17 protein-coding genes and 1 tRNA gene are annotated in these 20,037 nt (G+C 69.7%); 11 read left to right on the top strand and 7 right to left on the bottom strand.

Going from position 1 to position 20,037, the window contains the following annotated elements; all coding sequences use genetic code 11:
* The coding region (locus tag ACWDNU_RS39640; RefSeq protein ID WP_449672626.1) for an MFS transporter at positions 1 to 578 on the bottom strand (578 nt) is incomplete at its 3' end.
* A gap of 103 nt (positions 579 to 681) precedes the next feature.
* Between ACWDNU_RS39640 and ACWDNU_RS39635 the strand changes: the two genes are divergently transcribed.
* On the top strand, positions 682 to 1,527 hold the full coding sequence (locus tag ACWDNU_RS39635) for a helix-turn-helix transcriptional regulator (RefSeq protein WP_378407307.1): 846 nt from the start codon (positions 682 to 684) through the stop codon (positions 1,525 to 1,527).
* Here the strand turns inward: ACWDNU_RS39635 and ACWDNU_RS39630 are convergent.
* Positions 1,464 to 2,096, bottom strand: coding sequence for a dihydrofolate reductase family protein (locus tag ACWDNU_RS39630; RefSeq protein ID WP_449672625.1), 633 nt, complete (start codon positions 2,094 to 2,096; stop codon positions 1,464 to 1,466). The genes ACWDNU_RS39635 and ACWDNU_RS39630 overlap by 64 nt on opposite strands.
* Positions 2,097 to 2,231: 135 nt before the next feature.
* Between ACWDNU_RS39630 and ACWDNU_RS39625 the strand changes: the two genes are divergently transcribed.
* Positions 2,232 to 3,353: a sensor histidine kinase gene (locus ACWDNU_RS39625; protein WP_449672624.1), complete on the top strand. Its 1,122-nt coding sequence runs from the start codon at positions 2,232 to 2,234 to the stop codon at positions 3,351 to 3,353.
* Positions 3,350 to 4,021: a response regulator gene (locus tag ACWDNU_RS39620; RefSeq protein ID WP_449672623.1), complete on the top strand. Its 672-nt coding sequence runs from the start codon at positions 3,350 to 3,352 to the stop codon at positions 4,019 to 4,021. Before ACWDNU_RS39625 ends, ACWDNU_RS39620 begins: the two co-directional genes overlap by 4 nt.
* Positions 4,022 to 4,155: 134 nt before the next feature.
* Here the strand turns inward: ACWDNU_RS39620 and ACWDNU_RS39615 are convergent, their stop codons facing one another.
* Positions 4,156 to 5,724 (bottom strand): acyltransferase family protein, encoded by a 1,569-nt coding sequence (locus ACWDNU_RS39615; RefSeq protein ID WP_449672622.1) that lies wholly within the window; start codon positions 5,722 to 5,724, stop codon positions 4,156 to 4,158.
* 193 nt (positions 5,725 to 5,917) lie between these two features.
* On the opposite strand from ACWDNU_RS39615, the gene ACWDNU_RS39610 reads away from it, so the two are divergent.
* Complete coding sequence (locus tag ACWDNU_RS39610; protein ID WP_449672621.1) at positions 5,918 to 7,069, top strand: hypothetical protein; 1,152 nt, start codon at positions 5,918 to 5,920, stop codon at positions 7,067 to 7,069.
* Between the two features lie 21 nt (positions 7,070 to 7,090).
* Here the strand turns inward: ACWDNU_RS39610 and ACWDNU_RS39605 are convergent, their stop codons facing one another.
* The 3 genes from ACWDNU_RS39605 to ACWDNU_RS39595 all read right to left on the bottom strand — a co-directional run bounded on the left by ACWDNU_RS39605 (position 7,091) and on the right by ACWDNU_RS39595 (position 13,759).
* Positions 7,091 to 10,765, bottom strand: coding sequence for an FkbM family methyltransferase (locus ACWDNU_RS39605; RefSeq protein ID WP_449672620.1), 3,675 nt, complete (start codon positions 10,763 to 10,765; stop codon positions 7,091 to 7,093).
* Positions 10,758 to 11,933 (bottom strand): hypothetical protein, encoded by a 1,176-nt coding sequence (locus ACWDNU_RS39600; RefSeq protein ID WP_449672619.1) that lies wholly within the window; start codon positions 11,931 to 11,933, stop codon positions 10,758 to 10,760. The genes ACWDNU_RS39605 and ACWDNU_RS39600 overlap by 8 nt, the downstream gene beginning before the upstream one ends.
* Positions 11,934 to 12,067: 134 nt before the next feature.
* The gene (locus tag ACWDNU_RS39595) at positions 12,068 to 13,759 is read right to left on the bottom strand and encodes a hypothetical protein (RefSeq protein ID WP_449672618.1); all 1,692 of its coding nucleotides are present in this window, start codon (positions 13,757 to 13,759) and stop codon (positions 12,068 to 12,070) included.
* A 153-nt stretch (positions 13,760 to 13,912) separates the two neighbouring features.
* Here ACWDNU_RS39595 and ACWDNU_RS39590 point away from each other — a divergent pair, with 153 nt between their 5' ends.
* The 4 genes from ACWDNU_RS39590 to ACWDNU_RS39575 all read left to right on the top strand — a co-directional run bounded on the left by ACWDNU_RS39590 (position 13,913) and on the right by ACWDNU_RS39575 (position 16,262).
* On the top strand, positions 13,913 to 14,404 hold the full coding sequence (locus tag ACWDNU_RS39590; RefSeq protein WP_449672617.1) for a hypothetical protein: 492 nt from the start codon (positions 13,913 to 13,915) through the stop codon (positions 14,402 to 14,404).
* 76 nt (positions 14,405 to 14,480) lie between these two features.
* Positions 14,481 to 15,101, top strand: coding sequence for a hypothetical protein (locus ACWDNU_RS39585; RefSeq protein ID WP_370932650.1), 621 nt, complete (start codon positions 14,481 to 14,483; stop codon positions 15,099 to 15,101).
* A gap of 223 nt (positions 15,102 to 15,324) precedes the next feature.
* Positions 15,325 to 15,834, top strand: coding sequence for a DUF2716 domain-containing protein (locus ACWDNU_RS39580; protein ID WP_449672616.1), 510 nt, complete (start codon positions 15,325 to 15,327; stop codon positions 15,832 to 15,834).
* A 26-nt stretch (positions 15,835 to 15,860) separates the two neighbouring features.
* On the top strand, positions 15,861 to 16,262 hold the full coding sequence (locus ACWDNU_RS39575) for an Imm7 family immunity protein (protein ID WP_370932649.1): 402 nt from the start codon (positions 15,861 to 15,863) through the stop codon (positions 16,260 to 16,262).
* A 199-nt stretch (positions 16,263 to 16,461) separates the two neighbouring features.
* On the opposite strand, the gene ACWDNU_RS39570 is transcribed toward ACWDNU_RS39575, so the two are convergent.
* Positions 16,462 to 16,534 (bottom strand) — tRNA-Gly (locus ACWDNU_RS39570).
* Positions 16,535 to 16,744: 210 nt separating this feature from the next.
* Between ACWDNU_RS39570 and ACWDNU_RS39565 the strand changes: the two genes are divergently transcribed.
* The 3 genes from ACWDNU_RS39565 (at position 16,745) to ACWDNU_RS39555 (ending at position 19,827) form a co-directional block, all read left to right on the top strand.
* Positions 16,745 to 18,418 carry a zf-HC2 domain-containing protein gene (locus ACWDNU_RS39565; RefSeq protein WP_449672615.1) on the top strand — a complete coding sequence of 558 codons (1,674 nt, stop codon included), beginning with the start codon at positions 16,745 to 16,747 and terminating at the stop codon, positions 18,416 to 18,418.
* 69 nt (positions 18,419 to 18,487) lie between these two features.
* On the top strand, positions 18,488 to 18,928 hold the full coding sequence (locus ACWDNU_RS39560; protein ID WP_370932647.1) for a DUF983 domain-containing protein: 441 nt from the start codon (positions 18,488 to 18,490) through the stop codon (positions 18,926 to 18,928).
* A gap of 38 nt (positions 18,929 to 18,966) precedes the next feature.
* Positions 18,967 to 19,827, top strand: coding sequence for an Fpg/Nei family DNA glycosylase (locus ACWDNU_RS39555; RefSeq protein WP_370932646.1), 861 nt, complete (start codon positions 18,967 to 18,969; stop codon positions 19,825 to 19,827).
* Positions 19,828 to 20,037 lie beyond the last annotated feature (210 nt).

Below are 20,037 nucleotides of genomic sequence, written 5' to 3'. Positions count from 1 at the left end.
ATCGGCACGTTGACCAGGAAGATCGGCCGCCAGCTCAGGTCCCACACGTTGGCCGCGACCAGCGCGCCGCCGAGCAGCTGCCCGACCACGGTGGCGATGCCGCCGGTCGCGCCGTACATGCCGATCGCCCGCGAGCGCCGTTCGCCGGTGGTCCCGGCCTGGATGATCGACAGCACCTGCGGAAGCAGCATCGCCGAAGCCGCGCCCTGTGCGACGCGGGCGATGACCAGCGTGGCGGCGTCCGGGGCGACGCCGCAGGCCAGCGAGGTAAGCGTGAACAGCGTCAGGCCGAGCAGGAAGAGCCTGCGGCGGCCGAAGGTGTCGCCAAGCCGTCCGCCGAGCACGAGCAGCACCGCGTACGCGATGCCGTAGCCCGCGACGACCAGTTCGAGGGTCGCGGTGGACGCGTGCAGGTCGGCATCGATCGTGGGCAGGGCGACGTTGACGATGAAGAAGTCGATGATCGGCAGCGCTGCCCCCAGCAGCACGGTGATCAAGCCGGCGGACGTGAGTCCCGTCCGTTCCGGCGTCCCGACAGCAGCGGTGGCCGTCGCCGGGGCAGGGGTGGTAGTCGTCATGAGTACTACGTTCCGCCGCGCGCGACCCTGGTACCAGGTGTGCTTTTATCCTGGTACCACGACTACCTGGTAACAGGGTCGGCGGTGTGCTTACCTGGTATTCGTGACCACTGGCATCGAAGACCGCCTGCGCCGGACCGAGCTGGGAGAGTTCCTCCGCAACCGGCGCGGGCGGATCACGCCCGAGCAGGTCGGCCTGCCGCTCAGCGGCCGCAGGCGCACTCCTGGCCTGCGCCGCGAGGAGGTCGCGCAGCTCGCCGGGGTGGGCGTCACCTGGTACACGTGGCTCGAACAGGGCCGCGACATCAACGCGTCCGAGCAGGTGCTCAGCGCGATCTCCCGCACGCTCCGGCTTGACCCGCACGAACACGTGCACCTGTTCACCCTCGCCGGCGCGCCGGAGCCGGTGACGGAGAAGAAGCACTGCTCCGCGATCACGCCGTCGATGCAGGACATGATGGTCCAGCTGGAACCGTTCCCGGTCGCGGTCCGCAACGCGCGCTTCGACGTGCTCGGCCACAACGCCGGCTACGACTGGCTGATGGGCGGCGTCGACGCGATCCCGTACGAGGAACGCAACACGCTTGTCCAGTGCCTGCTCAATCCGGAGTGGAAAGAGCGGATGGTCGACTGGGAGCAGAACGTGCCGCGGATGGTCTCGTCCTTCCGCGCGGCGATGGCCGAGCACGTGGGCGAGCCAGGCTGGAAGTCGCTGGTCAAACGGCTTCGGGCGGAGTCGCCGTGCTTCGACGAGCTGTGGAGCCGCCACGACGTGAACACCGAGCTGGCCAAGAGCAAGCGGTACCTGCACCCCGAGGCGGGTCTGCTGACGTTCGACTTCACCTACCTCTACGCCGGCCGCCGCTCGGAAATCCGGATGTCGGTCTACACCCCGGCGAACGACGAGACGCTGGAGAAGCTGCGGGAGTTCGTGCCGACCACGCGGTAGCGCAGGTGGGTCACGCCTTCGCCGGGGGTGATTTCCGGATCGCCGAGGCGCACCGGTCCCAGGCCGAACTCGCCGAAGAACGGCACTCCGCCGCCGAGCAGCACCGGCACCAGATCGATGTGCAACGCGTCGAGCAGTCCGGCCTCCAGGCATTGCCGCGCCATCTCGCCCGCGTTCACGCCGACGTCGCGGCCGTCGGCCAGTTCCTTCGCCCGCGCCACCGCGACCTCGATGCCTTCGGTGACGAAGGTGAACGGCGAGTCCTCCCATCCAGCGGGCGGCTGATGCGTCACCACGACCACCGGCCCGCCGAACGGATGCATCCCGCCCCAGCCCGAGGTCAGGTCGAACAGCCGCCTGCCGACGAGCAGCGCTCCGGTCGATTCCAGCTGCGCGCGCATGACCTTCGCGCTGGCCGGGGACATGCGCAGCGCGCGTCCCGGCTGTGCGGTCGGCACCTCCTCGGTGCCGCTGGCCGTCCAGCCGAAGAGCAGATCGAACCCCGATTCGCCCGGTCCCGCCACGAAACCGTCCAGCGACATGCTCGCCCCGGCCACTACTTCGCTCATCACAGTCTCCTTTTTTCGCCGTTTGACCAGTGAACGGAGCCGCTCGGGAGTTCTCGACATACCGCGCCACGCGTATCCGAATCCCGCGCTTCACGACGGACGCGCCCGCCCGCCTTCCCCGGTAGTTTTCGCTCCATGCACTACTGGTGGCGGGCGCAGAACCCGTGGTTCGGGCGGGTGTTCCGGACCTTCGTGGTGCTCGCCTTCGTGCTCGGCGGCTCCAGCGCGTCCGGCCGCTGGCAGCACGCGCCGCATCCGCTGAGCCCGCTCGGGGCCGCGTGGCTGGCCGCGACCGTGCTGACTTTGCTGCTCGTCCACCGCTACCCGCTGCCGCTCTTCGTGCTCACCGCGGCCTCGGCGTACGCGTACTACCTGTCGCCCGAGCCAGGCGGGCCGGTGATCATCGTTCCCACGGTCGCGCTCTTCGTGCTCACTCGGCGGAAGGGCCCGGTGGTCGCCGGAAGCACTGGCGCGGCTGTCCTCGTGGCGGCGTACGTGACCCACATCGTCGTCGCGCAAACGTTTGCCATCAGTGTCTCGGCGCTGTTCGCCGTGGTCTGGATGGCCGCCGTGATCGGCATCGCGACCGCGGTCCGGTTCCAGTTCGCGGCTGTCGCTGCCCGGCGCGAGCAGGCCGACGAGCACCGGCACCGGATGGCCGAGCAAGAGCGGCTCCGCATCGCTCGCGAGGTGCATGACGTGGTCGCGCACAGCCTCGCCATGATCAACGTTCAAGCGGGCGTTGCCGCGCACGTCGCGGATCGGCGGCCGGAGGAGGCGAAGGAGGCGCTGCTCAACATCAAGGCGGCCAGCGCGTCCGCGCTCAACGACCTCCGCGCCACGCTCGCGGTGCTGCGTTCCGGCGAGAACCGCGCGCCCGCGCCGAGCCTTGCGCAGGTCGAAGAGCTGCTTGACCACGCACGCACCGCCGGGCTGACAGTCGAACTGCATGGCGAAGCCGGCGATTTGCCCGCGCCGGTGGACGGCGCGGCGTACCGGATCCTGCAGGAGTCGCTGACCAATGTCGTCCGGCATGCCGACGGGGCTCAGCGCGTCGAGGTCCGCTTTGAACGGAAGCCGGGCACGCTGGTCCTGATCGTGCGCGACGACGGCCGCGGCACCGTCCAGCCGACGCCCGGGCACGGGCTGCGCGGCATGCGGGAACGAGCGACGGCGCTAGGCGGCAGTGTCGAGGCGAGCGTCACCGGGCAGGGTTTCCAGGTGCGGGCGGAACTGCCCGTGGAGGGGGAGAAATGACCATCCGCGTCGTACTGGCCGACGACCAGGCCCTGGTCCGCGCCGGATTCCGGCTGCTGCTGGACACCGAGGACGGCTTCGAGGTGGCCGGCGAGGCGAGCGACGGCGAGCAGGCCGTCGCGCAGGCGGTCGAGCACCGGCCGGACATCGTCGTGATGGACATCCGGATGCCCGGCACCGACGGTCTCGAAGCGACCCGCCGGATCACCTCGCATCCCGATCTCGCCGGGGTGAAAGTCCTGGTCCTGACCACTTTCGACGTCGACGAGTACGTCTACGAGGCACTCCGCGCCGGAGCCAGCGGCTTCCTGCTGAAGGACACCGAACCGGTCGAGCTCCTGCACGCGCTGCGCGTCGTCGCGGCGGGGGAGGCGCTGCTCGCCCCGACCGTCACGCGCCGGTTGATCGCCGAAATCGTCGGACGGCCGGAGCACCGGCGGATCGACACCTCGGCCGTGCAGGAGGTGACCGAACGCGAACGCGAGGTGCTGGCGCTGGTCGCAGGCGGGTTGTCGAACGACGAAATCGCCGTCCACCTGGTGATCTCCACCGCGACCGCGCGGACGCATGTCAGCCGCATCATGACCAAGATCGGCGCTCGGGACCGGGCACAGCTGGTGGTGCTGGCGTACGAATCCGGCCTCGTCACCCCGCGCCGCGGCTCGTGAGTGTTTATCCCGGTTAGAACCGGCATAAACACTCACGAGGTCTCGCACTGATGAGCTAAGCCGGGAGTGTGAGTTACGCCGTGTCGGTGAACGCCCTCCCACCCTCGCACGCCCTACAGGAAGAGCATCACTTCTCAGCGAGGGGTGTGGCGGAAGGAGTCCCGGTGGCGTGGGAGATCGTCTTGGTCGCCGCGCTGGCCCTGGTTTTCCTGGTCCGGCTGGTAGCGCAGCTCCGGCGGAGCTGACGGCCGCCGGCGCGGCGGCATCGGCCGGCGCACCGGCGGTTCCGCGGTGCGGTCGACGCCTGATTCGGTGACGGGACGCGCCCGGTGCGCACCGCCGTTCGCGCGAGGGGCCATCGTGCGCGGCTGAGCCTCGTTCGGCGGCGGAGCGCCGTTCCTCGGCATCCGCCCGTTCGGCACGGGGCGCGGTCGAGGTGCCGGACGACGCGGCGGCACCGGTTCGGCGGGAATCCTCGGGATCTCGAGGGTCACTTCGGAGTCGTCGACGAACTGAGTCTTTTCCCCCGGCGTCTCGACCGGCGGCTCGACCGGCGGTTCCGGCGTTTCCGGCGCGGGCGGGGGCGGCTTCGGCCGGTGCGACAACCGCCGCGCCAGCGAGTGGCTCGGCCGCTCCACGAACCGGTAGCTGAACTCCACCACCCCGAACACCGCCGGGATCACGATCAGCAGGGCGATCGGCAGCGGCACCGCCGGGCGCAGCAACTGCAGCAGCACGAACGTGACCAGCATGTGCAGCAGGTAGATCGAGTAGCTGCGCTCGGACAGCATGGTCCAGATCTTGCGCTGCTTCAGCCGGTCCTCGGCGAACATGCCCATCAGGAAGCAGGCGACGGCGAAGGCCAGCGCGAGGTTGTACGAACTGTCCACGCGGCCGACGTCGATGACGTCCGCCAGCACGTACAGCGACCACGCGCAGCCGCCGTACAGCGCACCCGTCCACAGCGGGATCTGCTTCTTGGTCGTCGCCCAGACGATTTGGCCGATCAGCATCGCGGGCAGGTACGAGACGTTCACCGCGAACAGCGACCACGACGGCCCGAACTGCGACCGGCTCATCATCACCACGAAGACGAACGTCAGCTCCACCGCGATCCCGAGCCACACCCACCGGCGCAGCAGCGGCAGCACCGCCATCAGCAGCAGGTAGAAGATGACCTCGACGATCATCGTCCAGGCCACCGGCACCAGCACGACCTGCGGGAAGATCAGGTAGTTGGCCAGCGTGGTGTTGGTGAAGACGGTGAGCGGGTTCAGCGTCTGCGCCTGCCCGGTTGACGGCGGGTGCAGGTTCACCAGCAGCAGGAACACTGTCAGCAGCACCACGAACAGCATCGGCGCGTAGACGCGGATGAACCGGTTGAGCGCGAATCGCCCGGTACCCTGGCGCAGCGCGATCGGTGTCACGACGAAACCGCTGACCAGGAAGAAGAACGGCACCGCGATCTGCCCGATGCCCTGCTTCGACATGTGCATCGGATCGCTCGTGAGCGCCTCGATGAAGTCGACGTACGGGGCTTTGTCGTTCTTCGCGATGATCCACGGATGGGCGATGTGGCTGTAGAAGACCAGCAGCGCGCCGAGGCCGCGCCCGATGTCGATGAAGACGATCCGGGTCTTCTTCGGCGGTGCGGACGACGGCTCGGCCAAGGCAGCGGAATCCGGCTCGGCCAGCGTGATCACCCCCGTCTTCCGCTACCGGCAACGTCGTGAAGGCTACCGCCTCGCACCCCCGGCCCGGAGGTACTCCCCGCAATTGGCGGTAAGCGGGGGATAAGTCACAACACCCGTTCTGGCCTCGGATTATGCGGCCGCCAGGTACGATCAGGCAGGAATTCGTCCGGTTTCGCGCTAGGTGTTCAGGAGTTCGGGGAGCGTGCAGCAGTCCAGTCTCGACGGAGCCGTCGAGCGTTCGCCGACCCTGCGCGCCGCTTTCCGCCAAGCCGCCCCGGCGATCAGCCTCTACCTCCTGTTCCAGGTCGTCGCGTTCGGCGTGCTGTGGATGATGAGCTGGAAGGCTGACGTGTCGCCGGGCCGGTTCATCGACAACTTCGACGCGAACTGGTTCCTGTCGGTCGCGCAGCACGGGTACGACCAGCCGATCACGCTCGGCACCGACGGCTTGCCGGTCGAGAACAGCCTGGTGTTCTTCCCGCTCTACCCGGCGACAGTGGCGCTGCTGACGCTGGTCGGGATCCCGCCGATCGTGGCCGGGATGACGATCTCGCTGCTGGCCGGATGCGCGGCCGCGTGGGGTCTGTTCGTGCTGGGCCGCGACCTGGCCGGACCGCGGGTGGGCCTGCTGGTCGCCGTGCTGTGGTCGATCGGGCCGGGTTCGACGGCGCTGCATCTGGCGTATTCGGAATCGCTGCTGATGGCGCTCGTGGCTTGGACGTTCGTGATGCTCGCGCGGCGCGAATGGCTGGTCGCGGGCGGGTTCGCGGTGCTGGCCGGGCTGACCCGGGCCAGTTCCGGCGCGTTGATCGCCGCGGTCGCCGTCGCCGCGCTCATCGCCGTTTTCCAGCGGCGCGACGGCTGGCGGCCGTGGGTCGGCGGGCTGCTCGCGCCGCTCGGATTACTGGGCTACCTCGGCTATGTCTGGATCCAGACCGGCCGCCCGGACGGCTGGTTCTGGCTGCAGAACGCGTGGCAGATGCACTTCGATTTTGGCGTCTTCACCTGGACCCAGGTCCGCGAAGGCCTGACCTCGGACGAGGCCAGCTGGATCACCGTGACTGCGCTCGTCGTGCTCGCCGCGGTGGTGCTGCAGTTCTGGACGTGGGCGACGCGGTTGCCGTTGCCGTGGCAGATCTACGGCACGCTCACCGTGGTGATCGCGCTGTGCTCGTCGAACTTCTTCCAGTCCCGCGCGCGTTTCCTGCTGCCGGCGTTCGTGCTGACCGTGCCGGTCGCGCTCATGCTGGCGAAGCTGCCCAACCGGGTGCTGGCCGTGCTGCTGCCGGTGATCACCGTCGGAAGTGCTTGGTACGGCGCGTTTTTGCTGACCATCGCGCACGTGGCACCTTGAGCCGCCACGTGCGCGATCAGCTCAGGGCGCGAGCCAGAGCGTGACGAATTTCTTCTCGTCCGCCTTGGCCGCGGCGATGATCGCCGGGTCTTCGAGCACCTCGTCGGCCGGACCGTCGTCGGTGACCACCTTCGGCGTGTAGCCGAGCGAGCGGTATCCGGCGAGCACGGCGGCCGGGTCGTCGCCCAGCTCCGCGATCGCGCCCGGGTCGAACTCGCACACGACGTGCGGCCGGTCGCGGCGCAGCACCTCGGCCAGCCCCGCCAGCGCCCGGTGGTCGCGGCCCTGCAGGTCGACCTTCACCAGGCTCATCCGCTGCTCGGTCACCTCGGGCACGGAATCCAGTCGCACCGCCGGGACCTCGACGCCGGAACCGTCCGTGGTGACGCGGTTGTCGCCGCTGTTGCCCGGGGTCGCCTGCGCCAGGTGCACGGTGCCGGGCTCGTCCCACGCGGCCGACTCGACCACGGTGACCAGCTCGCCCGCCGCGGCGGGAAGGTTGACCTCGACGTTGCGGCGCAGGTACGAGGCGTTGACCGGGTCGGCCTCCACCGCGATCACCCTGGTCACTTCCGGCGTGGCCCGCAGCAGCCGCAGCGTGTGGTAGCCGACGTGCGCGCCGATGTCGAGGAACGCGCCGTCCGCCAGCGACGCCATGAGCTCGGCCTCGCTGTCCTCCCAAGACCGGTGGAAGAGGATCCACGGGAGCATGACCTCGTCGATCGGCATCAGCAGCGCGCCGACGTCGCACTGGACGACGTCCGCCCCGCGCGGCACGGGAGCGTGCCGGAGCCGGGCCGCGTCGCGCATCGCGCTGACGTCGAGGGTCACCCGCTGGATGGCCTTCTCGTCGGCGTCGAGCCGTTCGTCGCGGCGCGCGAACAACTTGTGCACGGTCCCGGCGGCGGCTTCGACCTCCGCGCCGACGCCGTCGTAGCCCTCAGCGAGCTTCGCCACGTCCGCTTCGAGATTGCGCAGTGCCAGCTCGGTTTCCGGGGACTGGCGACGCAGCTCGTCGACCGTGTTGCGCAGCCCTTCGAGGCGCGAGCCGAGCGCACGCGTGGACAGCGCGGTCCGGCGGGACTCGTCGATGTTGCGTTCCAGGCCTTCGATCCGGTCCAGCAACCGCCGGTTGCTTTCCTCGGTGGCGGTGAGCAGCGCGCTCATCACGTGCCGCTGGTGCACGTCGTAGTGGTCGATCGCGCGCAGCACGGCCTTGCGCAGCGCGGGCGCGAGCGGCAGCCGCGACGGCGTGTCCGCTTCCGGACGCCAGCGCAACGCCTCGGTCGCCTGCTGCAACGGGCTGAGCGGGTGCTCCGGCGGCGGCGCCGCGGCACGCTGCCGCTCCTGCCACGTCGCGTGCGCCTGCTCCAGCTCGCGCCGCATCCACTCGGCCGCGGTCGCCATCGACCGCTCGCGCAGGATGACCTCCCGCGCGCGCTTGCCGCGGGCCGTCGCCTCGGCCGGGTCGTCGGCGATCTGCACCATCGCGGCCGCGGCGGCGTCCAGATCGGGCTCCGCCCAGACCGCGTCGGCGTGGTACGGGTAGTTGCCGTCGCCGACCGGCACCAGCCGGTACGGAATCGGCCAGCCGGTGGACGCGTCGAGGAATTCGGTGGTGCTGGAGTAATCCGTCGAGAGCACCGGCATCGCGCGCGCCATCGCCTCGGCGACGGTGAGCCCGAAACCCTCGCTGCGGTGCAGCGAAACGTAAGCGGTGCTGGTCTCGTACAGCTCGTGCAATTCGGCGACGCTGAGGTAGCGCTCGATCAATTCGATCCGGTCGTCGCCGCGGACCACCGCGCGCAGCCGTTCTGCGGCCTGCGGGTGCAGCTTCGAGTTGATCGCCTTGACGGTGAGCCGCACGTCCTCGCGGCCGGGGAACGCCTTTTGGAACGCTTCGACTGCGCCCCAAGGGTTTTTGCGCTCCGCGACGCTGTTGAAGTCGAAGGCGAACAGGAACCGGACCGGCTCGCCCTTGTCGCGCGCGGGCGGTGAAGGCTCGCCCGGATCGCGCACCGGCACCGGAATCGTCTTGACCGGGATCGGCGAATGCTCGGCGAAAGCGCGCCGGCAGAAGTCGCTGACCGTCCAGACCTCGTCCAGCATCCCGAACGCTTCGTGCTGCCACTGCGGGAAATCTTCGAGTTCCCACGCCCACAGCCCGATCCGGTAGCGGCCGGCGCCGACCTCGGGGTGGTTGGTCAGGATCGTGCGGGTCTGGTCCGCGTTCACCGCGAACACGCTGACCGGGAACCGCGGATCGCCGACCGTCGCGGGCCGTTCGATGCCGGTGCGGTTCGAGACCGCCTTCTCCTCGAGCACCGTGGCCACCGGCACGCCGCCGGTTTCGATCGCCTCGAGCACGATCCGGCCCATCTCGCCGAGACCCAGCTCAGCGGTCAGGTAGCCGAGCAGGTTCACGCCGAACTCGTCGTGCGGCGGGCGGGTGGCGACCGGTTCGGACGGCAGCGCCCACTCCGGCAGCCCGGCCTCGGAGACACCGGATCCGGTGCACCAGTGCCGGAAAGCGTCGGCGTCGTCGCCGTAGGGATGCGGGAACGCCATCTGCAGGTCGATCCGCGACGCCCAGATCGCGTGCGTCAGCCGGTTCAGCCCGGCCGCGGCCTGGCCCTGGTCCTCCGGCGTGGCGAGCCATTCGCGCAGCGCGAGCCCGCCGTCCTCGGCGTAGGCGTGCGGCGGCGCGGGCTTCTTCTTGCGCTCGGCCTTGATCCAGCCCTCGCGGAAAACGCGCCGCGCGAGCTTCGGCACCGGCGTGCCGTCCTGGAAATCCTTGAAGCCGTACGGAATCGAGTCGAGCGACTCGGCGTACCCGGCTTCGCGCAGCTTCGTGCCGTACGAATCGCAGATCGCGCGAAGGTCGTCGTTGTGCGACAGCAGCACGCGCGGCTTGCGCGCGCAGTGGAAGCTGAGCAGCCACGGCTTCTCCGGCCGGTAACCGCTGAAGTGGAAGAACCGCAGCTTCGCGCCGCCCGCGGTCAGCGCGCCGTCCTTGTCGCGGCCGATCGGCCGCTCGTGAAGGTTCCAGTACGCGACGTCGAAGCCGGGGTCGGTGACCACGTGGTGCCGGAACAGCGACGGCACCTGGTCGACCCAGCGCTGGTCGGTGAACAGCTGCTGCTCGGGCGCGACGATCGCGTCGTGGCGCAGCCTGCCCGCCCAGAAGTCGAGGAACGGCCCGGCGCCGCGGCCGACGCCGATGAAGCCGAGGTTGAACATGCCGGTGCCCATGATCACCGCGTCGTCCGGCTCCATGCCGTCCTGCGGCAACGGGGTCAGGAAGTGCGGCGCGAGCACGATGTCGTGCTTCTTGGCGAGTTCGGCGACCTCGGGGATCGGCGCGAACAGTTCGATGTCCGGGTCGAGGTAGATCGCGGCCTCGGACTCTTTCAGCAGCTCGCGCAGCAGGTACGGCTTGACCGACGTGGCGAGTTCGGTGACCGAGTACGCGGTCGCCATCCGCAGGTAGTCGTCCTGGTCGATGCCGAACGCGGCCGGGCCGACGACGGTGAGCCCGTCGCCGGCCCGGTCCGACTGTTCGCGCGGGGCGTCGATGACCGCGATGACGAAGCGGCCGCCCGGATGGTGCTCGAGGTAGGACCGGGCCAGCACGCGCGCCGCGGGCACGTAGTTGCGGGCGACGATCGTGCAGGCGGTGGTACCGGGCTCAGGCATCGGCGGTCAGCACCGTGAGCTGCTGGTTCAGCGCGGTGGTGAAGTCGGTCTTCGTCTGGCCCTTGCCGGACACCTCGACGCGGACGATCACGTTGCCGTGCGCGTAGTGCCCGCGCGACTGGGCCGACTGGCCTTCCTTCGCGTCGATCGAGGTCGCGTACACGCCGTTCGGGGCGGTGGTGTCGCGCTTGGCCCCGTTCGTCGTCTGGACCTCCATCAGCTTCTCGGCCGCGGTCTTCGCCGCGGTCGGGCTGCTGGCCTGTGCCAGGAAGAGCGTGATCAGGTTGCCGTCTTCGAGGTGGTACACGACGAACTTGACCTTCGACGCGCCCGCCGCCTGGTAGGCGCTCAGCTCCTGCGGGTTGAGGTACTGCAGGGTGTCGACCTGCGAGAACGACGTGATGTCGTCGTGCGTCTCGGCCTTGCCCGGCATGGTCGCGACGCCGAGCGGGTCCGGCGGCTTCGGCGCGGCCGAACTCTGCGAGTGCTGCGCGGTGGTCTGCTCGGTGCCGCCGCCTCCGCTGTCGCGGCCCCACAGCCAGTACGCGCCGAAGGCGATGCCGGCCAGCACGACGACGGCGCCGACGATCGCGCCGATCTTCTTGCCGTTGCTCTTTTTCGGCTTGTCGCTGAAGTACTCCGGACCCTGGCGGACCCATTCGGAGTCGCCCCCGGACGGACCGAGCGGCGGAAGGTCGCCGCCGCCCCACGGCGGGGTCTGGTCGCTCTCGGCCGCGTTCCACGGCTGCTGCGGGAAGCCGCCGGGAGGCGAGGCGGGCGCGCCCTGCGGGAACCCGCCGGGCGGCGAGTAGTGCGCCTGCGGCTGGTGCTGCTGCGGCTGCACGACCTGGGTGCGCTCGGGACCGGCGTCCGCGGGCGGCTGCTGGGTCTGCCACGACTGCACGACCTGCGTGCGCTCAGCGCCGCCGTCGGCGGGCGGCTGCTGCGGAGCCTGCGGCTGCTGCTGCGGCACGCCGCTCGGCGGGCTGACCGGGGCGATCACCTGCGTCGAGTCCGCGCTCTGGCTCTGCGGCGGCGGGGCGGGCTGGTCCTGCTGGCCGACAGCCGAGGACAGCACCTGATCACGCCGGATGCGATAGTCGTCCGCGGAGAGTCGCCCTGACGCGAGCTCCTCGTCCAGCCGGCGCAGCTCCTCCTGCCAGGACACCAGGGCCCCCCTTATCTGTCGGCATGGCGACGGTCAATGCGTCGTCGCTACCCGATTGTGTGTGACGACGTGGACATTGTGCACGGGTGCGACCCCACGTGACCTGGCGGGTCGCCTTGTGCGCCGGGGTGCGTTCAGCTCGCGGGCAGCGCGGCCGCGACCTTCGCGCGGATCTCTTCCATCCGGGACCGCAACGCCGCCGGATCCTGGCCGACCGGCCCCGACACGCCGATGCCGACCGACACGCCGCCGGAGGTGTACCAGAAGGCCAGCACGCGTCCGGCCGGGCTGCTCCCGGTGTAGAGCAGGTCGGTGGCCGCCGGGCCGAGCGGGGTGCTGTCGAACCCGCCGGTGACGAGGTTCTGCCGCAGCCCCTGGACGAGCTGCCCGGCCTGCGCCTTCGACGGCGTCGGGACGGCGACCAGTGTCGTGCCGCCGTCCGGGCTGCCGTAGGCGTGGTAGACGAGCTGGTCCGCGCCCGCCGCGCGCATGAGGTTCGCGTCGGCGTCGGAAACCGCCTTGGCCTGGACCGCCTTGTCCAGCGCCATGGTCGAGTTTTCCGGGCTCGGCGTTCCCTGCAGCGCGGGCAGCTTGTCCTCGAGCGAGGGCGGCTGGGTGTTCGGCGCGGACGACGCGGCGGGCGGTTGCGCGGTCGTGTCGTTCGAGTCGTTCTTGTTCCCGATGAACCAGATGCCGCCGACGACCAGCGCAAGCACCACGAGCACGGCCAGCGACAGGAACAGCCAGGTCGGCTTCGAACGGCGCGGTTTGGCGTCGTCCTCCCAGAGCCGCCGCGGCTCCGGCTGGTTGCCGTTCGCCGGGATCGCGCCGAAGACGGCGGTGGGCCGGTCGTCGGCGGGGCTCGGCGCGGTGGTCGGCCGGTCGGTGGAGAACGGGGTGCCCGGGGTGTGCGAGAAGGCGGGCTGGGTTTTCTCGGACGCCGGGGTCGTCTGGGTCGCCTGGGTCGCCGCCGCGGAGTTCAGGAACGACTCGACCGCGGGCGGTTCCGGCGCGGGCATGGCCGGGTTGGTGCTGGCCCATCCGGCGACCGGCTGGCCCGCTTGTTGCTGGCCTGGTTGCTGCTGGCCCGGTTGCTGGCCGGGCTGCTGCGGTTGTCCGGGGGTGTGCCACTGCACGGGAGCGACGCCCGGCCAGGTTCCCGGCTGAGCGGGCATCTGCTGCTGAGGCTGATGCGGCGGGGGCGGGCTGGCCTGGCTCGGCGGCTGCGTGGCCGGGCTCTGCGGCGGGGAGAAGAACGGCGCTGCCTGGCTGGTCGAGGCCGCCGGGTTGGTCGAGGGCGCCGAGCCGGTCGTGGCCGCGGGGTTGGTCGTGGCCGCTGGGGTGGTCGAGGGGCCCGGGTTGGTCGTGGCCGCCGGATTAGCCGAGGGTGCTGGGCTGGTCGACGCTGCCGAGTTAGCGGCGGGCTGCGCCGGTGCCGTGGTGCCTCCGGGCGGAGTGCCCGGCGGAGTAGCACCGTCTGGTCCCAGCCGGAGCGTGGTCGTCGGCTCGTGCTCCGTCATCGTCGTCACGACCTGCGTGGTGGCCGCGTCGCGCTCGGCGGAGGCGCTCGGCGCGGGAGTGCTCGGCTCGGCCGATGCCTGGCCGCCCGATCCGGCAGGCGTCGCCTGGGCGGTAGGCGTGCTCCAGGCGGGTGACCCGCTGGCCGACGGCGCGTCCTGCCGCAACGGCGACGCCACTGGCGAAGCTGTCCCGCCGCCCGACGCCTCGGCGAGCAGTTCGTCGCGCTGGCGGCGGTGTTCGGCGTGTCCGAGGCGGCCGGCGGCCAACTCGGCGTCCAAGCGCCGGAGCTCTTCCTGCCAGCTCATCACGCAACCCCCTGTCACCGGTTCGGGCGACAGTGTTCCACGCGCCCCGGCTCCGTGGGGCTCAGGTGCACAAGATCAGCCGAGATCTGCCCAGATCAGGCACCCGCTTCGCGCTCCGGCCGGGGAAACCGCCGCGTCTCCTACGATCGGGGCATGTCCTCCGCGCGCGGTGCGCTCGCCGCCCTTGCCGTGGATCGGCTCGCCGGTCTCGACATCACCGCTGCCGAACTCGTCGAGGCCGGGGCGCGGGCCGTCGGCGAGGGCCTCGACGCGCCCTCCCTGCCCGAACTCGCCGCTCTCGACTACCGCGACCACCAGGCGGTCTCCGCCGCCTTCTCGCACGTGGTCGAGGAACTGGGCATCGAACTCCCGGCCGACGCCACCGTCGCCCAATGGCAGCTGCTCGGCGAGCACCTCGGCGAGATGGTGCGCGGCGACGTTCCGCTCGCCGAAGCGGCGAAGAGCGTCAAAGCCTTCGACGGACGGCTCGGCCACCCGGCCGCGCTCTCCGAACTGCGCCAGTGGCTGGCGATGCTCGCGACCTGGATCCCGACCGACGTCACGCCGGTCAGCTACTGCGAGCAACAGGTTCTGCAGCAGGCGCGGGCGGTACTCGCCGGTCCATGGCCGCCCGTCACCCGTTAAGCGGCGAAAACTGTCGTACATATGTTCTAAAATTGGCCGTGTACTGGGGAAACCATCCACCGGAAGGCGGCCGCCCATGACTAGTTCGAAGCAGGCATACGTCACGCTGCCCACGTTCGTCGGGTACAGCGCCAGCAAGGGCCCGTCGCGTTCGTCGTTCGTCCGCAGGCAGCGCCGGTTGTACGAGGACCCGGCCCGGGCGGCGTTCAACTACTACCGGCGCGCGGCGAACGCGGTCCGGGCGGGAAGGGCGGCCCGGCAGGACGAGGTGGCCATGCGCGCGCTGGTCAACAACGCCGACGAGCGCACCCGGCCGCATTACGCCGCCATCGCCGAGGGCTGGCTGCGCTATCTCGGCAGGCGTGATCCGAAGCTGGTGGAGGTCGGGCGGGCGAAGTTCGAGCTCGGCGAGCTGGAGATCGGCATCAGCCCGCAGCTGGGGTTGCGGAAGTCGAACGGCCGCAAGTACGCCACCTGGCTCTACTTCAAAGAGGAGCCGCTCACCCGGGACGCCGCGCAGCTCGCGCTGTGGCTGCTCACCGAGGGCATGCCGGATCTGCTGCCGGGCGGGGAAGCGCTGGTCGTGGACGTGCGCCGGGCGAAAGAATTCACTTTGTCGGCACGAGACCGCGAGCGGCTGCGGCCGTGGGCGTTCAGCGAGGCGTCGGCTTTCGTCACGCTGTGGCGCGCCGCATAACGGCTGCGTGCATGACTGACGGGGGCGTGGGGTAGAGGTAGCTGCGGACCGGGCGGTGTTTCCCGGTCCGCAGGCCACCCGGTCGAGTGACAGCTTGGCGCTCGGCTCCGGTGGACTGGACAATCCCGGCCCCGGACACGAAGCTTTCGGCAGTTTCGAGCCCGGCCGATGACTTCGAGGTCGACAAGTGAACGCTGCTGCAGCCTGGGAGCCGCTCTCGCGAGTGGCTGACGAACCCGCTTGGTATTGGGTGCACGACAAGCTCAGGTTCTGGCCGAGCACCTTCGCGCACGACTGGCCGGGTTTCCATGAGCCGCGCCCTTCGGCGACCTGGGATCTCTCCACCGGCGAGTACGACCGCGCCTCGGCCGAGTTCCGCCTCGGCCCGTACGCGGTCGAGGAGCACGACGTGGCCCGCGCGGTGCTGGCTGCCCTGCAGGAGACGACCGCCGAGGACGAGTGGCTGTGGGTCCTGCATTGGCAGCACCAGTCGTTCAAGTTCTGGCCGCACCGCATGCAGCAGAACGCGGCCTGGCCGGTGTCGGTCTTCCCGCGCGGCGACTACCACCTGTTCCTCGCCGCCGATTTCAGCTACGGCACGCTCGGCCACCCGTGGGAGCGCACCCTGTGCGTTTTCGGCGACAAACTGCTCCCCGCGGTCGAAAAGCACGCGGACGGCATCCTCACGAACCAGTTGCGCCGGGACGGCCAGCCCTCTGCGCTGACTCGCTGAGCACCGCCGCTGCTACCGTCTGGCACGTGTTCGAATACCACGGCTGGGTGACCATCGCCGCCACCACCACGGGCGACGACGACGCAGCTCTGCTGGAGCGCATGGTCGAGCGAGTCCACCGCTCCCTGCACAACACCACGATGCTGGACCTGGTCGACCTCCGCTGGAGCGCGGGCCTGCCCATGCTCCATCTGGGTGGTCTAGACAAACACGGCGGAGCCATCACCCCGCAACTGCTGGAAACCTTCGCCCGAGTCGGCGAACTGGCTCCCGGCTCCTACGGCCTCCTGCACATCTGGGACGACCAGCACCCGGAACACGACAACGCCTTCCAGGTATACCGAATGGCAAGAGGCCAAATAACGGAACAAAAAGACCCGCACCTGTCCCCAGTAGCCCCCACAGCCCTAGACACCTACGAGCTATAACGGGCCACCGGAACACAAGATCACGAAGTCCACTTCGCGGGATAACTCACCCGTGCAGTTTTGCTTGCGCAGCAAGCAAACCGCACCACCCACCCAACCGCAGCCGGTGGCACCGTGGGGGTCCGGGGGCTCGGCCCCCGGGTGAAATGGCGAGAGGCCTGTATCCACGCTTTTTGTGGATACAGGCCTCTCGGACGCGAGCGGATGACGGGATTCGAACCCGCGACCCTCACCTTGGCAAGGTGATGCGCTACCAGCTGCGCTACATCCGCGTTAACCGCTTGGTGCTCGGTGTTGAACACACTCTATACCGTCGCCTCGGTGACACTTTCGGGGGCCCCGACATATGCGTGGACCTGCTGAGATGCGGTGCTTGCGCGTCACGTCGAGCGCACAAGGGGTGACGACGGGCGCTCTGCTCCGTATGGTGTCCCCAATCGACTTCAGTGGTGAGTCCTTCGGGGGAGGAGGTGCCTTGCCGGATGACCGAGCTGGGCACGGCGCCGCCACCAGCGGCCTCGGAATCCGACGAGCAGGCACTTTTGAAGCGGCTGCGCGACGGCGAGGACGCCGCGTTCGGAGAGTTGTTCGAGCTGCATGCGGCGGCGGTGCGCAGATTGGCGCAGAGCCTTGCCTCCGATCGCTCTGAAGCCGAGGACATCACCGCGGAGACCTTCTTCCGCGTGCTGCAGGCGTTGCGCCGCGGTGCGGGTCCGCGGGATTACATCCGGGCTTATCTGCTGACGGTCGCGCGGCGGGTGTCGTGGGAGTGGCACGGGGCGCGGCGCGATGTGCCGGTGACTGATGACGAGCTGACATTCCGCGCGGGCGCCGGGGTGGACACGCCTGCCCGGACGGCCGAGCACACGTTGATCACGACGGCGTTCACGAGTTTGCCGGAGCGGTGGCGGACGGTTCTGTGGCAGACCGAGGTCGAGGGCGAGCAGCCGTCGATGGTGGCTCCGCATTTCGGGTTGTCGGCGAACGCGACGGCGGCGTTGGCGCGGCGGGCGCGGCAGGGGTTGCGGGCGGCGTATCTGCAGGCGCATTTGTCGGTGAATCGCGGTCCGGAGACGTGCCGGGCGGTGGTGGAGAAGCTGGGCGGGTTCACCGCGGGCAGTGTCACCGGCGCTGAGGCGGAGCGGATCAAGGCGCATTTGCTGGGGTGTCCGTCGTGCCGGGCGACGCAGGACGAGCTGCGGGATGTGTGCTCCTCGCTGCGGGCACATGCCGGGGTGCTGGTGCTCGCGGTTCCGGCGCTGGCCGGGGCTGGGAAGGTCGGCGGCGCGCTCGCGACGGTGAAGAGCGTGGTGTTCGGCTCGAAGGTGAAGGTCGGGCTGGCGTTGGCGTCGACCGCCGCGGCGGGCGCGGTGAGCCTGACCGCCGGTCCGCTGGTGTTCGGGACGCATCCGATGCAGAACGTGGGGCTGGGCGGGGGCGCGCCGGAGCTGGCGTTGCAGCCGCCGGAGCAGCCTCCGCCGCCGGTGCAGCAGGGTCCGCGGATCATCTCCGGGAAGCTGTACGGAAGCGCGCGGCCGGCGCGCGGCGCGGTCCATCCGGGTGCTTCGCAGCATTTGGGCGCGGCCGAGGTGCCCCACCTGCCGGCGGCGCAGCAGCCGGTCTCCGACGAGCAGTCAGCGACGTCGTCGGGTTCGGCTGGTTCGACGCCGCGCGACGATCTGCCAGGTCAGGACAGCAGCCACTCCGGCTCGCCGATGACGAGCAGGTCGTCGAGCACTGAGTCGCGGTCGGATCTGGACACGTCCACCAACTCGTCCAGCCCCGGCGTGCTGAGCACGACGACGGACGACACGCGGTCGACGTACGCGCCGCCGCCCTCGTCGTACGTGCCGTCGCCGGATTCGTACCTGCCGCCGTCGATCACGACAACGACGACGCCGACGCAGACCGGGTCTCGGCACGTCTCGTCGGCCGCTCCGCAGTCGTCCGGCTGCCCGAAATCCTCGAAGTCGGCCAAGACACCGAAGCCCGGCAAACCGGTCAAACAGACTGGTTCTGCCAAGTCCGCGGAGCCGGTCAAGTCGTCCAGGACGGACTCCACGTCCGGGAACGATGTCACCGGTTCGGCCGATTCCTCAGCGGACGCAAGCTCCCGAACAGCCAAAACCCGGCAAACCGACAGTAACTCTCAGTGAGCACCTCGCGCTCGACGGCACGGTCACGGTAACGTTGCCCGAGTTCGACGTCGCCCGGGAGGCAACAGGATGAACCGGCTGGTGCGCGGCGAAGACGGCCGCGACTGGGTGGTCCGTGCCCAGATGGAATGGCGGGCTCCCGCCACCGCTGACGATTTCGAGCACGACGTCGCAGGGAGTTACGGACCTGGCATCGCGATGATCGTGGTCATGGGGTTCCTGGTGATCGCGCTGGTGGTCTGGACACCGGACGTGGTCAAGGTGCCCGCGTGGGTGCTGCTCGCGTTGCTGCTGGTGATCTTGTTCTTCCCGCTGCGGTGGATCCTGCGCCGCCCGTGGACGGTGGTCGCCGAGACTGAGGGCGACGTCGCGGGCGACCGGCCGTCGGAGCGCTGGGTCGGCACGATCCGCGGCATGTTCACCGTGTCCGGCGAGGTGAAGCGGATCTCGAAGACGATCCAGCGGCATTCCCTGCCGGACTTCGACGGTCCGCTGCACCCGGTCGAATAGGCCTGGCCGGAACCGGGCAGGCGCGCGAGACTGGTGCCATGCCCGAGTTGCCCGAGGTCGAAGCACTGGCCCATCACCTGCGCGAACACGCCGTGGGGAGCACCGTTTTCCGGCTCGACGTCGCGTCGCTCAGCGTGCTGAAGACCGCGATGCCGCCGTATACCGAACTGCACGGCCGCGAGATCACCGACGCGACGCGGCACGGGAAGCATCTGGACGTCGTCCTTGGCGATTTGCACCTGGTGGTGCACCTGGCGCGCGCTGGCTGGCTGCGCTGGTCGGACGGGCTGGCTCCGGCTCCGTTGAAGCCGGGCAAGGGGCCGATCTCGCTGCGGGTGCATCTGGAGTCGGCTTCCGGGCCTGGCTTTGATCTGACCGAGGCCGGGACGAAGAAGGGGCTGGCGGTGTGGATCGTCGCGGATCCTGCCGAGGTGGCGAGCGTGGCCCGGCTGGGGCCGGACGCGCTGGCTGTTGATGCTTCGCAGTTGCGGGAGTTGTTCCAGGGGAAGGGGACTCGGCTGAAGTGGGCGTTGACTGACCAGTCGTTGATCGCGGGGATCGGGAACGCTTATTCGGACGAGATCATGCATCGGGCGAAGTTGTCGCCTTATGCGACTGTGGGGAAGTTGGATGAGGGTGCGTTAGAGGTTCTCGCGGAGGCTATTCGCGAGGTGGAGACTGATGCGGTCTCGCGGTCTGTGGGGCAGAAGGCTGCGCGGTTGAAGGGGGAGAAGCGGTCTGGGCTGCGGGTGCATGCTCGGACTGGGCTGCCTTGTCCGGTTTGCGGGGACACTATTCGGGAGATTTCTTTTGCGGATAAGTCGTTTCAGTATTGTGCGACTTGTCAGACTGGCGGGAAGCCGTTGGCTGATCGGCGGATGTCTCGGTTGTTGAAGTAGCCCTTGTTGGCGTGCGGCTCGTCGCCTGGCGGCGACATTGCGCCCGTTTGTTGCGTGGGGCACCCCGAAGCGTGAGTGTGCTGACGGTCTGGGGGTGCTTGTCAAGGCGGGAAAGCCGCACTGGCGGTCAGCTTCCCCGTGGACCCGCGATGATCCGCCTCCTGCTGGCCGACGACCACCCCGTAGTCCGCGCCGGTTTGCGCGCCGTCC

It is taken from the genome of Amycolatopsis sp. NPDC003676, from assembly GCF_053587275.1.
The sequence above is the reverse complement of the archived record's forward strand: the minus strand, read 5'-3'. Positions and strand labels throughout refer to the sequence as shown.

Coding starts and splice junctions, on each gene's coding strand:
- ACWDNU_RS39630 (WP_449672625.1), bottom strand. CDS start 2,096: ATGAGCGAAGTAGTGGCCGGGGCGAGCATGTCGCTGGACGGTTTCGTG.
- ACWDNU_RS39625 (WP_449672624.1), top strand. CDS start 2,232: ATGCACTACTGGTGGCGGGCGCAGAACCCGTGGTTCGGGCGGGTGTTC.
- ACWDNU_RS39620 (WP_449672623.1), top strand. CDS start 3,350: ATGACCATCCGCGTCGTACTGGCCGACGACCAGGCCCTGGTCCGCGCC.
- ACWDNU_RS39605 (WP_449672620.1), bottom strand. CDS start 10,765: ATGCCTGAGCCCGGTACCACCGCCTGCACGATCGTCGCCCGCAACTAC.
- ACWDNU_RS39595 (WP_449672618.1), bottom strand. CDS start 13,759: ATGAGCTGGCAGGAAGAGCTCCGGCGCTTGGACGCCGAGTTGGCCGCC.
- ACWDNU_RS39590 (WP_449672617.1), top strand. CDS start 13,913: ATGTCCTCCGCGCGCGGTGCGCTCGCCGCCCTTGCCGTGGATCGGCTC.
- ACWDNU_RS39585 (WP_370932650.1), top strand. CDS start 14,481: ATGACTAGTTCGAAGCAGGCATACGTCACGCTGCCCACGTTCGTCGGG.
- ACWDNU_RS39565 (WP_449672615.1), top strand. CDS start 16,745: ATGACCGAGCTGGGCACGGCGCCGCCACCAGCGGCCTCGGAATCCGAC.
- ACWDNU_RS39560 (WP_370932647.1), top strand. CDS start 18,488: ATGAACCGGCTGGTGCGCGGCGAAGACGGCCGCGACTGGGTGGTCCGT.
- ACWDNU_RS39555 (WP_370932646.1), top strand. CDS start 18,967: ATGCCCGAGTTGCCCGAGGTCGAAGCACTGGCCCATCACCTGCGCGAA.